Genomic DNA, 13,573 nt, shown 5'->3' on the forward strand with positions numbered 1-13,573 from the left:
TCCGCCAGTCACTTTCTGAGACAGGGCCTGAAACCGCCGTTGCGCGCTGAAGTCGTCATCCCAGCGGAAGCTGGGATCCAGCGTCTTTTGCTTCTCCGGCGCCTAGTCATCCACCTCGCCAAGCCGTTCCGCCAGAAAGTCGATCAACGCCCGCACCGCCGGCAGCAACCCGCGTCGCGACGGAAACACCGCGTGCACGATGCCCAGCTTGGGCGACCAGCCGGGTAGCAATTCCACCAGCGTGCCGGCCTTGAGCTGGTCGGCGACCACCATGCTCGGCAGCTGGGTGATGCCGACGCCGCGCAATGCGGCGGAGCGCAGGGCGATCATGTCGTCGGTGATGAGCCGGGGTGTGTGGTGCAACGAGGCGTGCGCTTGATCGGGCCCTGCCAGATCCCATGTATGCACGCCATTCGGCGGCAGCATGTCCACGGTGGGAAACGCGTTGAGGTCGGCGGGGACGCGTGGGTGACCAAGGCGCTCCATCAACGATGGACTCGCCACCAGTCGCCAGCTGCGCTCGGCGAACACGCGTAGCACCAGGTCGCTGTCTTCGAGCGGCGGCGGCCGTGCGCGTATGGCGACGTCGAAACCTTCGGCGATCACGTCCACGCGCCGGTTGGTGCTCTCCAGCATCACGCTGACCTTGGGGCAGGCCAGCATGAAGTCCGCGAGGATGTCGCCCACGCGCGCCTGCAGCAGTGCGATAGGGCAGCTCACGCGCACCACGCCCTGCGGTTCGGCGCGACGCAGCGCAATGGCCTCGTCCGCCGCATTGGCCTCAACCAGCATCGCCTGGCAATGCCGATAAAACTCCTGGCCGATATCGGTCACCGAGAAATGGCGCGACGATCGCTGGATCAGTCGAACGCCGAGCTGTTCCTCCAGCAAGGCGACGCGCCGGCTGAGTTTGGACTTGGGAACATGCAGCGCCCGGCTGGCTGGCGCGAAGCCCTGATGCTCGACCACCTGGGCGAAGTAATACAGGTCGTTGAGATCGCGCATGGACTGTCCTCATCGTTCTATATGTGGAACGCATGATGCAAATAATGCCATCTATTGGGGTTATCGTTCCAAGCGTATCGTCCCCCGTCAATCAGGCAGCCCATCCGTGCTGCCGTGACAGGAGACTTCCATGAAGAAGGTGCTTGGCCTTTACAGCTCGCCCCACGGCCACTGGGTCGGCGACGGCTTCCCGGTTCGCTCGCTGTTCTCATACGACAGCCACGGCGAACACATGAGCCCGTTCCTGCTGCTGGATTACGCCGGCCCCGCGAACTTCCCGCCGGCTGCGAAGCCGCGTGGTGTGGGCCAGCATCCGCATCGCGGTTTCGAGACGGTCACGATCGTGTACGAAGGCGAGGTGGAGCATCGCGATTCCACCGGCGCGGGCGGCAAGATCGGCCCTGGCGACGTGCAGTGGATGACGGCGGCCTCGGGCATCCTGCACGAGGAGTTCCACTCGCGCGACTTCACCCGCACCGGCGGCGTGCTGGACATGGTGCAGCTGTGGGTGAACCTGCCCGCGAAAGACAAGATGGGCGCACCGCATTACCAGACGCTGTTGAACCGCGATATCCCGGCGGTGGATCTGCCGCACGACGCCGGCAAGTTGCGCGTGATTGCCGGCGAGTACCAGGACCATCGCGGCCCGGCGAAGACCTTCAGCCCCGTCAACGTGTGGGATGTGCGCCTCAATGCCGGTCATGACGCGCGGTTCTTGCTGCCGGAAGGCCACACGCTGGCGCTGGTGGTATTGCGCGGCACCGTGCAGGTCAACGGCAGCCAGGTCGCGCGTGACGCGCAGATGGTGATGCTCGACCGCGCGGGTACTGACGTGCTGATCGAAGCCAATACCGATGCCACGCTGCTGTTGCTCAGTGGCGAGCCACTGAACGAACCGATCGTGGGACAAGGTCCGTTCGTGATGAACACCATGAAGGAAATCCATCAGGCCATCGCCGATTTCAGCCATGGCCGCTTCGGCCAGATGCCTGGCTGACCCCTGGCGCCGGTGTTGCCACCGGCGTCATCGCCTCAAGGCGAGCTTTGTTCCTTTCACTTCCCTGCAGGAGACATCATGAGCACCCCCGCCAATTTCAACGGCAAGATCCCAACCATCGACGTCAACGATACGGCGATGTTGCTGATCGACCACCAGAGCGGCCTGTTCCAGACCGTGGCCGACATGCCGATGACTACCCTTCGCGCCAACGTCACCGCGCTGGCCAAGGCCGCCACGCTGTCGAAGATGCCGGTAATCACCACCGCTTCCGTGCCGCAGGGTCCGAATGGCCCGCTGATTCCCGAGATCCACCAGGTCGCGCCACATGCGCAATACGTAGCGCGAAAAGGCCAGATCAATGCGTGGGACAACCCCGATTTCGTCGATGCGGTGAAAGCCACCGGCAAGAAGACGCTCATCATCGCCGGCACCATCACCAGCGTGTGCATGGCTTTCCCCAGCATCAGTGCGGTGCATGCCGGCTATCGCGTGTTCGCCGTGGTGGATGCCTCCGGCACGTATTCGAAGATGGCGCAGGAGATTTCCCTCGCTCGTGTCGTGCAGGCCGGCGTGGTGCCGATCGACACGGCCGCAGTGCTCTCGGAGTTGCAGCAGACCTGGCATCGCGACGACGCACAGCAGTGGGCCGAGGCGTACACCATGGTGTTTCCGCCGTACCAGTTGCTGATCGAGAGCTACCTCAAGGCGCAGGAAGTGGTGACCAGGCAGGAAGTGCTGGATTCCGAACGCAAGTGATCAGGCACTGTCCCGAGTGCTGATGCATCGCCGACACCCCCATTCATCCAGAGGAACACATCATGGCTAGCGAACCCATCCGCGATCCCGTCAAGGATCAGCTGCTCACGCCGCAGAACGCCGCCTTCATCGTCATCGACTATCAGCCGGTGCAGGTGAACTCCATCGCATCGATGGATCGACAACTGTTGATCAACAACATCGTCGGCGCGTCCAAGGCGGCTGTGGCTTATGGCTTGCCGATCGTGCATTCCACCGTCAACGTCAAGACCGGCCTCAACAAGCCGCCGATTCCGCAACTGCGCAAAGTGCTCGACAAGCTGCCGACCTACGACCGCACCACGATCAACTCATGGGAAGACGTGGAGTTTCGCAAAGCGGTGGAGGCTACCGGCCGCAAGAAGCTCATCATGACCGCTCTTTGGACCGAGGCGTGCCTCACTTTTCCTGCGCTCGACGCGCTCAGGGAAGGCTATGAGGTCTACGTGGTTGCCGATGCCGTGGGCGGTACGTCGGTTACGGCGCACGAGATGGCCTTGCGTCGCATCGAGCAGGCAGGCGGCAAGATGATCAGCGTGGCCCAGCTGTTCTGCGAACTGCAGCGCGACTGGCAGCGTGCGGCCACTGTCCCGGCCTTCGTCAATTTGTTCATCGAGACCGGTGGCACGGCGGGTATCCAGTTTTCCTACGACAAGGAATGATGGTTCCGCTGCCTGTTCCCTCTCTCCTTTGGAGAGAGGATCAGGGTGAAGGGCGTGTGCTCGCGACAGGGCGGCATTCGAAACGCGCTTGAAGAAGCGCTGTCGCGAGATTGACCCCTCACCCCAGCCCTCTCCCCTCAGGGAGAGGGAGCAAGGGACAATTTAAGTGTTTCATAAGCCGCCTGACGGATAATCTCCCCACCACTCGCCACGCCATGGCGACGGGAGCCACAGGTTCGTGCATATCCTCCTGGTCGAAGACGACGCACAGCTCGGGGCCGCCATTCAGCGCGCCCTGGAGCGACTGAGCTACACGGTGTCGTGGCTGCGCGACGGGCGTTCGGCGCTCAATGCGATCCGTGATCGCACCGCCGACCTCATCCTGCTCGACCTTGGCCTGCCAGGTCGCGACGGTATCGAGGTGCTGGTGGAGGCGCGGCGTGCGCATGTCGAGACGCCTGTGCTGGTGATGACCGCGCGCGACGGTTTGTCCGCGCGCGTCGACGGGCTCGACGCCGGTGCGGACGATTACCTGATCAAGCCTTTTCACGTGGAAGAACTGGCCGCGCGTATCCGCTCGCTGAGTCGGCGCATGCGCGGGCTGGTGGTCAATCGCATCGATGTGGGTGCGTTGAGTCTCGACCTCGGCACATCCGAAGTGACGTTTCGTGGTGAACCCGTGGAGCTCACGCGCCGGGAGTTCGCCTTGCTGCAGGCGCTGATGGAGAGCGCCGGCCGCCTGGTGCGGCGCGAAAGCCTGGAAAATTCGCTCTACGGGCTGGATCACGTGGTCGGCAACAACGCGCTCGAAGTGCTGGTGCATGCGCTGCGCCGCAAGCTGAGTTTCGAAGCGATCCGCAATGTGCGTGGCTTCGGTTACATGATCCCGCGGGATCCGAGGTGACCGCGGCCAGTCTGCGCTCCCGCCTGCGCTGGCTGATCCTTGGCGTGATCGCCGTGGTGTTGTTGCCGCTGGGCGTCTACAGCCTGCGGCGCACCATCCACGAGGTGGACGAACTGTCCGATGGACGGCTCGCGCAGTCGGCGCGAACGCTACAGGTGATGATCGGCAACATCGGCCCATTGGCCTTCGAGCATCGCGGCGAGGAAGGCGGTGAGGTCGTACCGATCACCAACGAGGCGACGCAGGAACTGGTGTTGCATGGGCATACCTATGAATCCGAAGTCGGCTTTCAGGTATTCGACCGCACAGGCCGCCCCCTGATGATCACTGGCAACATCGCTGACTTCCCGCCACCGACGGCGAGCCGTGTCGGCTTTGAGGATCTGCGCCTTGGCAAGTATCGCTGGCGCCTGTTCACCCTGCCGCCCACGCCTGACGGCGTGGTCATTCGGGCGGCCGAAAGGTATGACAGTCGGCGCGACATATCGCGGGCGCTATGGCTGGAATACGCCTTGCCGCCGCTGATCGCGCTGCCCGTGCTGGCTTTGCTGGTGGGCTGGGCGGTGCGGCGCGGGCTCAAGCCGCTGGATGCGTTGGCGGCGCAGCTGTCCTCGCGCAAACCTGGCAGTCATGACACGTTGGAGGTTGCCGGCTCCCCGCGCGAGCTTGAGCCTGTGCTGGCGGCGCTCAACGAACAGTTCGGGCGGCTGGAGGAAGCGTTGGAGCGCGAGCGTCGCTTCAGTGCGGATGTGGCACACGAGCTGCGTACGCCGCTGGCCTCCACCATGATCAATCTCGAAAACGCCGAAGCGAGCCGCGATACGCTGGAGGCGGATGTCGCGCTGGCCGGCGCCAGGCTAAGCCTCGCCGCGCTGGCACGTCGCGTGGAGCAGCTGTTGTCGCTGGCCCGGCTGGAGGCCAGTTTCCGCAACGACCAGCGCAGCACGATCGATCTGCTGACCGTGGCCAAATCAGTGATCGAGGAACTGTCGCCGCTGATTGCCGAAAGTGATGTGGAACTGGATGTGGCCCTCGCCACCGGGCAGATGATGGTGCGGGGCCATGAGGTCGCGCTGGCGGCGTTGATGCGCAACCTGCTGGAGAACGCGCTGCGCCATGTGCCTGACGGCGGGCGCGTGCAGTTCGTGGTGGACCGGGAGAATGGGCAAGCGGTGATCGATGTGATCGACAACGGCGAGGGCATTCCACCCGAGCGTCGTGCCGCGGTGTTCACACGTTTCCATCGCGAGGCGGGCAGCCGTGGCGATGGTTACGGGTTGGGTCTTTCCATCGTGCAGCGTGCCGCGCAGCTCCACGATGCCTCCATTGAATTGCTCGACTCGCCGTTTGGCCGGGGGTTGCTGGTGCGGGTGTGCATGCCTTTGTCCCCTGGCGGGCATTGAGGAAGGTCCGGGTAGCTTTCTGTTCGCCATGCCGGTTTTTGCTGGGGTGGCGCCTGATTCGGAGGTCCGGAATCTTCCCGGTTGTCCCGCCTGTGTCAGGCAGGGCAGGCGCCGCAAAGTCAAAGCTAAGGCGGCTCGGTTAGGGTATGCACATCCCATCGTGTATGGATGACCTGTGCCATCTTCGTCCACGCAGCGTTTTCCGAAGGTGTCCGCACGGGCGGGCAGGGTTGCCATCGTCCTGATCGGCGCCTGCCTTGCCGGTTGCGCCACCTACCAGCCCAAGCCGTTGCCTGAGCAGGCGGCCTCGGCCTCCGCGCTGTCGCAGTTGCGCGGCTATGACGCTTCCGCTCAGCCGCTCGACGCAGCGGCTGTCGAACGGCTGGTGCTGCTCAACAACCCCGACCTCAAGACCGCCCATGCACGTCACCAGGTGGCGCAGGCTCAGCGCCAGCAGGACAGTGTGCTGCCCAATCCCATCGTCGGCGGCAGCGTGGGCTATCTGCTGTCGGGCGTGGGTAACGCCACCGCATGGACCGCTTCCATCAGCCAGGACATTACCTCGCTGATTACGCTCAAGCCCCGCCGCGAGGCCGCCAGGGCAAGCGCCGATGAAATCGACGCGGGGCTGCTCTGGGAGCAATGGCAAACCGTGGGCAAGGCGCGCCTGCTGGTGATCGATCTGGTCGAGGGCAAGCGCCTTATCGCCCTGCAGCAACAGGCGCTGGATCTGCTGGCTCAGCGCGAGTCGCGCATCACGCATGCCATTGGCGCGGGCAATCTCGACCGCGTGGCCGTGGCATCGGATCTGGCTGCTGCCGCCGATGCACGCGCCACGCTGGACGACCTGCAACGCCGCCATCTTGATCAGCAGCAGCAACTGGCCACGTTGCTGGGCCTGAAGCCCGACGTCACCGTACCGCTCGCTTCGCCGTTGGCGCCCGCGAATCTCGACGCTGCGTCGATCCGGCAGGAAGCAGACAGCATCAGCCGCCGTCGGCCCGACCTCGTGGCGCTGCGACTGGGTTACAAGGCGCAGGACGCCACGCTGCGCGCCGCGGTGCTTGCGCAGTTTCCGCCGCTGTCCATCGGGTACGACGCTTCGCAGGACAACAGCCGTGTGCGCAACGGTGGCCCTGCCGTGTCGTTTGCGCTGCCCATCTTTGATCACAACCAGGGCAACGTGGCCATTGCGCATGCGACGCGCGACCAGCTTCATGTCGAATACACCACGCGACTGGCCACTTCGCGCGATGACGTCGATGCGTTGCTGGCGCAGTACGCGCAGCTGCAGCAGCAACTGCAAGCACTGACGCCTGCCTTCGACGAGGCTGCGCGCGCCTCATCGCAGGCAAAGCGCGCCTGGCAGGCTGGTCTACTGGATATGCGCAACTACGTCGATCTCGAAGTGGCCGCCCTCAACCGGCAAATCGCTTTGATCGCTGTCGAGCAGGCCATGCTTGAGCAACAGGCTGGGCTGACATTGCTGGTAGGCCGTGGCATGCCAACTTCACTTGACCAGGATGTGATCGCACCATGATGTCCCGACTGCCAAGGCTTATGCCCGCGATCGCCGCACTGTTGCTTGCGGCGTGTTCCGGCGGCGAGGCGCCGGAGAATGCCACCGTCACCGCGGCGGTGGTGACGGTGCCGGTGCATCAGGGCAGCGTGCCCGAACTGGTGGTGGCGTACGGCACAGCCGGACCTTCCGCTGACGCCGCGCATGTCATGAACGTGCAAGCGGCAGGACACGTTGCGCACTGGGACGTCACGGCTGGATCGCCAGTGAAGCGCGGACAGCGGTTGCTCACATTTGCGTTGGCGCCTTCGGCCGTGGCCACTTATCAGCAGGCGCTGTCCGCGCAGAAAGTTGCTGCAACGGCGCGCACACACACGGCTGATTTGCTCGCACAACAGCTCGCCACGCGAGACCAGATGGAGCAGGCCGACAAGGCGCTGCAGGATGCGCAAAGCAGTCTCGACGCCCTGATCCAGCAGCAGGGCCGCGCCGCCACGGTGGACGTGACCGCGCCGTTCGACGGCACCGTGGTGAGTGTGGATGCCGCACAGGGCGACGTGCTGCAACCCGGGGCGCCACTGCTCACGGTGCAGCGTGGCGACGGGCTAGTGGTGACCGCTGGCATCGAACGCGACGCCATGTCACGCGTGCAGCCAGGCGCGACCGTGACGTTGACTCCGCTGGATGCCGCCACGCCGATGCACGGCACAGTGCGTCGCATCGCGCGCAGTTTGAACCCGCATACCCATCAGCTGGACGTGGAAGTGGTGCCGGATGGCGCACTCGTGGCGGGAGAGAGTTTCCGCGCCGACATTGTGGTGGGGCAGTGGCAGGGTTGGTTGCTGCCGCGCGATGCGTTGCAGGGCGACGAAGCAGACCGCTATGTGTTCCAGGTGGCCGACGGCAAGGCTGTGCGCGTACCGGTAAAGGTGCTGGGCGAGTCCGACAGCGTGAGCGTGGCCAGCGGCGCGCTGGATGTGCATCGCCCCTTGGTGACCGCGGGCGCCACTCAACTCGATGACGGCATGGTCGTGCGCGTGGCGGCGGCGGTCGCCAAGCCATGAGTGCTCCGTCGTTTCTAGCCAGGCACGGCCGTGCCATCGTCATCGTGGCCTTTGCGCTGGCGCTGGCAGGGTTGGCGAGCTCATTGACCTTGCCGGTGGGCCTGTTTCCGCAAGTGTCGTTCCCGCGCGTGGTGGTGGATCTGGACGCCGGAGACCGCCCGGCCGATCAGACCGCATTGCTGGTGACGCGCCCGGTGGAAGAGGCGATCCGCACCATCCCCGGCGTAGCAGGCCTGCGCTCGGACACGACGCGTGGCTCGGCGCAGATCTCCATCGACTTCGGCTGGGGTCGCGACATGGTGGCTTCCACGCTGCAGGTGGATACGGCCATCGCACGCGTGTTGCCCAGCTTGCCGCCTGGCGCCACGTATGACGTGCGGCGCATGGATCCCACGGTTTTCCCGATCATCTCCTACGCGCTGCAGTCGGACACGATGTCACCGGTGGCGCTGCGCGACCTGGCGCAATACCAGATCGTGCCGTTGCTTGCCTCGGTGGAAGGGCTTGCACGCGTGGGCGTGCAGGGCGGCGAAACGGCGGAGCTGCAGGTGGAAGCCGATCCGCTCAAATTGGCGCAGTACGGGCTGAGCCTGGACGATCTGTCTGCGGCGCTGGCAGGTGCCAACCAACTGGAAGCTGTCGGACGACTGCAGGATCGCAACCAACTCTATCTGGTAGTGGCTGATCATTCGCTCAAGCAGATCGACGCGGTTCGGCGGATCGTGGTGAAGAGCGACGCCCACGGCTGGGTGCGTCTGTCCGACGTGGCGACCGTGCGCGAAGGCTACGTGCCGCAGTGGATCAAGGTGAGCGAGGACGGTAAACCCGCCGTGCTGCTCAACGTCTACGAGCAGCCCGATGGCAATGCGGTGCAGGTCGCCAGTCAGGTGCGCGAAAAACTGGCCAGCTTTCGCCTTCCCGCCGGCGTCAAACTGAAGAACTGGTACGACCAGAGTGAACTGGTGGTGGAGTCCGCCCACAGCGTGCGCGACGCGGTGCTGATCGGCCTGCTGCTTGCCGCCGCCGTGTTGCTGCTCTTCCTGCGTAACCTGCGGGTGACGCTGATCGCCATGCTGGTAGTGCCGATAACCCTGGCGGTCACGGTTCTGCTGCTGCAGGTGTTTGGCATGAGCTTCAACATCATGACCCTCGGCGGAATCGCTGCTGCGGTGGGTCTGGTGATCGACGACGTGATCGTGATGGTGGAGCACGTGGCGCGTCGCACCGGCGCCGCCGACACCGGCGGCAAGCATGCGGTGCTGCCTGCGGCGCGCGAATTTCTCAAGCCGCTCACCGGTTCGAGCCTGGCCACTCTGATCGTGTTCATTCCATTGGGTCTGCTGAGTGGCGTCACCGGCACGTTCTCCAAAGCCTTGTCGATCACCATGGCCAGCGCGCTCGTGGTGTCCTGGCTGGCCGCCGCCTGGGTAGTACCTCCGCTGCTGCGTTGGCTAGTCGATTTCCAGCAATGGCACGATCCGGGCTTTGAGCATGAAAAATGGCTGGCCCGCACCCATGCCCGTCTCTACGACGGCCTGTCGCGGCGACCCGCATGGTTGCTGGCAGCGATCATTCCGCTGCTGGTGCTTGGCGGCGTGGCGTTCACGCATGTCGCCACCGGCTTCATGCCTTCGGTGGATGAGGGCGGCTTCGTGATGGACTACTACACCAAGCCCGGCACCTCGCTACCCGAAACCGAGCGGCAGGTGAGCCAGCTCGAAGCCATTCTTCGCACGATGCCTGAAGTGGACACCTTCTCGCGCCGCCTGGGCACCGGCCTTGGCGGCGATCTGGGGCAGTCGTATCACGGCGACTTCTTTGTGCGCCTGAAGCCCGACCATGCGCGCGCCACAGAAGAGGTGATGAGCGATGTACGCCAGCACGTGGAGAGCGAGGTGCCTGGCGTGGACGTGGAGCTGGCGCAACTGATGGAAGACCTTATCGGCGACCTCACCGCGGTGCCGCAGCCGATCGAGATCAAGCTGTATGCCGCTGATCCGCGGCAGCTGGTGCCGCAGGCCGAGAAGGTCGCCAAGGCCATCGCCGACATTCCCGGCGTGGTCGAGATCAAGGATGGCGTGCAGCTGGCCGGTGATGCACTGAACGTGCAAGTCGACGCCGACAAGGCCACCGTCGAAGGCATGACGGTGGAGGCCATCACCCTGGCGGTGAACCATGCGCTCACGGGCAACGTGGCCACGCAGCTACCGCAGACGACCAAAAGTGTGGGCGTGCGCGTGCGCATGCCCGATGCCACGCAGTGGCGCATACCTCAATTGCTCGCATTGCCCATTCGCGCGCCAGACGGACATGTGTTTCCGCTCAGTCGCGTGGCGACGATCGTCACGGAGAACGGGCAGCCACAGATTTCGCGCGAAAACCTGCAGCAGATGGTGGCGGTCACGGCGCGCATTGACGGCCGCGGCATGGGCGCCGCGGTGGCTGACGTAAAAAAGCTGCTGGCGCAGCCGGGCATGCTCGATGCGGATATGCGCTATGAATTGGGTGGCCTGTACCAGCAACAGCAGCTCGCCTTCGTGGGGCTCAGCAAGGTGTTCCTGATGGCGCTGGTGGCAGAGTTCGTGCTGCTGCTGTTTTTGTATGGACGTCCGGGACTGGCGGTGATCGTAATGGCTTGTTCGCTGTTCTCGACCACCGCCGTGTTCATCGCGCTGTGGTTGTGCGGCGTCGACCTCAACATCACTGCGATGATGGGCATGACCATGATCATCGGCATGGGCACGGAGATGGCCATCTTCTACGTGTCCGAATACGTGATGCTCGCCCACGAAATGGCGCCGCGAGAGGCGCTGCGCATAGCCAGTCGCGACCGTCTGCGCCCAATCACCATGACCACGCTCGCGGCCATCCTGACCCTGCTGCCGCTCGCGCTGGCACTCGGTGCGGGCGCGGGTATCCAGCAGCCGTTGGCCATTGCGATCATCGCGGGGCTGGCGCTGCAGTACCCGCTGGTATTGCTGGTGATGCCTACCTTGATCGGGTTCACGCTGGGGCGTGCACAACACCTAGATCATCTGCCTGTGACAAAAGGCTGACGGCGCGCCGGTGGGTCTCATGCAGCCCGCCACAATGCTAGGAATTTCATAAGCCATCCAACGCAAGATGGCGGTATGGACTTTCGGGTTCGTCGTGACGGCCAGCTTCAGAATCCGCCGGCTCTCTGGCTGCTGTTGCCACTGCTGCTCGTGCTACCTCCGGTCCCCATCGACGAAACGCGGCACCCGGGCATCGCGTGGAAGATGCCCGAGACGAGCAGCTGGGTCACGCTTCATCCCGACGGTTGGGCTGGGCTGATGTCGTCCTCGACGGTGCTGGCCAACCCCAGACTGCTGGATCGCTCCGCCCCGCCCACAGGCGACTAGCGGGCGGGTTCGGCCTAGCGGTGCATGTCTGCCAGCCGCTGACTGTCCGCGCGCGGCGGCGTGCCGGCCATGACGGATGCAGCGACATCGTCACCATCGCCGTACACAACGCGATTGCGGCCATCGCGCTTGGCCTGATAGAGCGCGTTGTCGGCGTCGATCATCAGCTGGCGCCACTCGTAGCCGCTGCGGTCGGTCGATGCCACGCCGAAGCTGGCGGAGATCACTACATGGCGCGTCTCGCCCCATAGCGGCGTGGCGGCGATGGCCTGGCGGATACGGTCGGCGCGCTCCTGTGCCTGCATGGCGCCGCAATCGGGCAACAACACAGCGAACTCCTCACCACCCAGTCGACCGAAGATGTCCTGGCGACTCAGATGCTGCTGGCAGGCAGCGACGGCGCGCTTGAGCACCAGATCGCCGACCACATGGCCATGCGTATCGTTGACCTGCTTGAAGTGGTCCAGGTCCATGAGGAGCAGACAGACGCTGCGCGTGGATCGCGCCGCGTGGCGTAGCGTCTGCTCCGCCTCATCGACGAAATGCTGCCTGCTGCAGATATGTGTGAGGCTGTCCTGCGTGGCCAGCCGCTTGAAGCGCAATTGCGAGCGCTTGGTGCGCAGCAGCCAGAACGCAATGGAGGCGAGCACGGTAAGCAGCAGGGCGATATAGAGCCGGCTGGTTTCCATGGCCTTGTGGTCGAGCTTGCGCTGCAGCTGCAGTATCTGGTTCTGACGGTTCAGTGCATCGACTTGCGTTTTCCTGGCCTGCAGTTGTTGCTTGACGGTCTCATAGGCCAGCGCGCCTGCACTGACATCGCTGAGGTAGCCCTTGTCGGCCGCCATGTACTTCTCGTGATAGGCCAGTGCTTCGGCTGCGTGGCCCTGCTGGTTCTCGATCCGATACAACAGCTGGTAGGCCTGACTCAGTGGCTCACTGAATTCGTTCTCGACGGCGCCATCGATGGTGGCGAGCGCGAACCTGCGCGCCTTCGTCAGCTCGCCCAGGTTGAAGTAACCCCTGGCCAGCAAGACGTTGAAATACTGCATCAGCGCAGGGTACTGATACCCCTGCACTTCGGCGTAGTGATCCTCCATCAGGTGGACGGCCTCGGTGGCACGGCCCTGCTGGATGTCAAGTGTGGCCATATCGGTGCGTGCCGCATTGGCGAGCAGTGATTCACCGTCCTGCATGCAAAGGTCTGCGCCCTGCTGGAATTGCGCCCGCGTCAGCTGGGCCTTGCCTCCATGGAATAGGGCATGAAGCTTGAAATAGCTCGCGCGACAGCCGTTCCTGCCTGGCGGAATGCTCTGGAACATCTGGTCGGCATATTCGCCGGCCTGCTCGAACTGGCGGGCGATGATGAGAAACTGGGCCGCGTCGCCCATGGCGCCGTAACGGGCGTCCCTGTCGGAAACCTTCGGCAACAGTTCGGCCAGCTGGTTCAACTGGATGAACGCCTCTTCGTAGCGATGCCCGAAGCTCAGGATATTGACCAGCGTGGATGTCGCGCGCAGTCGCAGCGCCACGTTGGGCGCCTGCTCGGCGATCGCTCTCAGCGAGGCACTTGCCCGGTTGTAATTGCCGTCAAAAGCGGCCTGCCACGCATCGAGATAGCGCAGTTGCCACTGCTCGTCGATGGGCAAATCCGTGGCGTCCTGATCGAGCCGCTCGAGAATTTTCAGGAACTCGGTGTGATTGGACGTCTTGATGTCGTTCGCACGCTGGAGCATCTGCTGTGGCGTGTCGGACATGGGTGCGGCGTAGGCGGCCGCACCCATGCAGATCCACAGGAGCACGAAGGCTCCTGTCACATACCTGCGGCGAGCTTTATCTTG

At 64.2% G+C, this 13,573-nt stretch carries 11 protein-coding genes; 9 read left to right on the forward strand and 2 right to left on the reverse strand.

The window, feature by feature from the left end:
• Positions 1–102: 102 nt before the first annotated feature.
• Positions 103–1,005 carry a LysR family transcriptional regulator gene (locus AC3CBN_RS06915; RefSeq protein WP_488636073.1) on the reverse strand — a complete coding sequence of 301 codons (903 nt, stop codon included), beginning with the start codon at positions 1,003–1,005 and terminating at the stop codon, positions 103–105.
• A 130-nt stretch (positions 1,006–1,135) separates the two neighbouring features.
• On the opposite strand from AC3CBN_RS06915, the gene AC3CBN_RS06920 reads away from it, so the two are divergent.
• From AC3CBN_RS06920 to AC3CBN_RS06960, 9 genes are all read left to right on the forward strand, one after another.
• Entirely contained in the window at positions 1,136–2,002 is an 867-nt protein-coding gene (locus AC3CBN_RS06920) for a pirin family protein (protein ID WP_488636074.1), read from the forward strand.
• A 78-nt stretch (positions 2,003–2,080) separates the two neighbouring features.
• Positions 2,081–2,761 (forward strand): hydrolase, encoded by a 681-nt coding sequence (locus AC3CBN_RS06925; RefSeq protein WP_488636075.1) that lies wholly within the window; start codon positions 2,081–2,083, stop codon positions 2,759–2,761.
• A gap of 62 nt (positions 2,762–2,823) precedes the next feature.
• Entirely contained in the window at positions 2,824–3,462 is a 639-nt protein-coding gene (locus AC3CBN_RS06930) for a hydrolase (protein WP_488636076.1), read from the forward strand.
• 238 nt (positions 3,463–3,700) lie between these two features.
• Positions 3,701–4,366 carry a response regulator gene (locus AC3CBN_RS06935; protein WP_488636077.1) on the forward strand — a complete coding sequence of 222 codons (666 nt, stop codon included), beginning with the start codon at positions 3,701–3,703 and terminating at the stop codon, positions 4,364–4,366.
• Positions 4,363–5,769, forward strand: a complete 1,407-nt coding sequence (locus AC3CBN_RS06940) for an ATP-binding protein (protein ID WP_488636078.1) — start codon at positions 4,363–4,365, stop codon at positions 5,767–5,769. The genes AC3CBN_RS06935 and AC3CBN_RS06940 overlap by 4 nt, the downstream gene beginning before the upstream one ends.
• 175 nt (positions 5,770–5,944) lie before the next feature.
• On the forward strand, positions 5,945–7,309 hold the full coding sequence (locus AC3CBN_RS06945; RefSeq protein WP_488636079.1) for a TolC family protein: 1,365 nt from the start codon (positions 5,945–5,947) through the stop codon (positions 7,307–7,309).
• Positions 7,306–8,352: an efflux RND transporter periplasmic adaptor subunit gene (locus AC3CBN_RS06950; protein WP_488636080.1), complete on the forward strand. Its 1,047-nt coding sequence runs from the start codon at positions 7,306–7,308 to the stop codon at positions 8,350–8,352. Before AC3CBN_RS06945 ends, AC3CBN_RS06950 begins: the two co-directional genes overlap by 4 nt.
• A complete protein-coding gene (locus AC3CBN_RS06955; protein WP_488636081.1) occupies positions 8,349–11,408 on the forward strand; it encodes an efflux RND transporter permease subunit in 3,060 nt (1,019 codons plus the stop codon). Before AC3CBN_RS06950 ends, AC3CBN_RS06955 begins: the two co-directional genes overlap by 4 nt.
• Positions 11,409–11,483: 75 nt before the next feature.
• Positions 11,484–11,735, forward strand: coding sequence for a hypothetical protein (locus AC3CBN_RS06960; RefSeq protein ID WP_488636082.1), 252 nt, complete (start codon positions 11,484–11,486; stop codon positions 11,733–11,735).
• Between the two features lie 14 nt (positions 11,736–11,749).
• On the opposite strand, the gene AC3CBN_RS06965 is transcribed toward AC3CBN_RS06960, so the two are convergent.
• Positions 11,750–13,534: a GGDEF domain-containing protein gene (locus AC3CBN_RS06965; RefSeq protein WP_488636083.1), complete on the reverse strand. Its 1,785-nt coding sequence runs from the start codon at positions 13,532–13,534 to the stop codon at positions 11,750–11,752.
• Between the last annotated feature and the right edge of the window lie 39 nt (positions 13,535–13,573).

The organism is Dyella sp. OK584 (assembly GCF_057787755.1).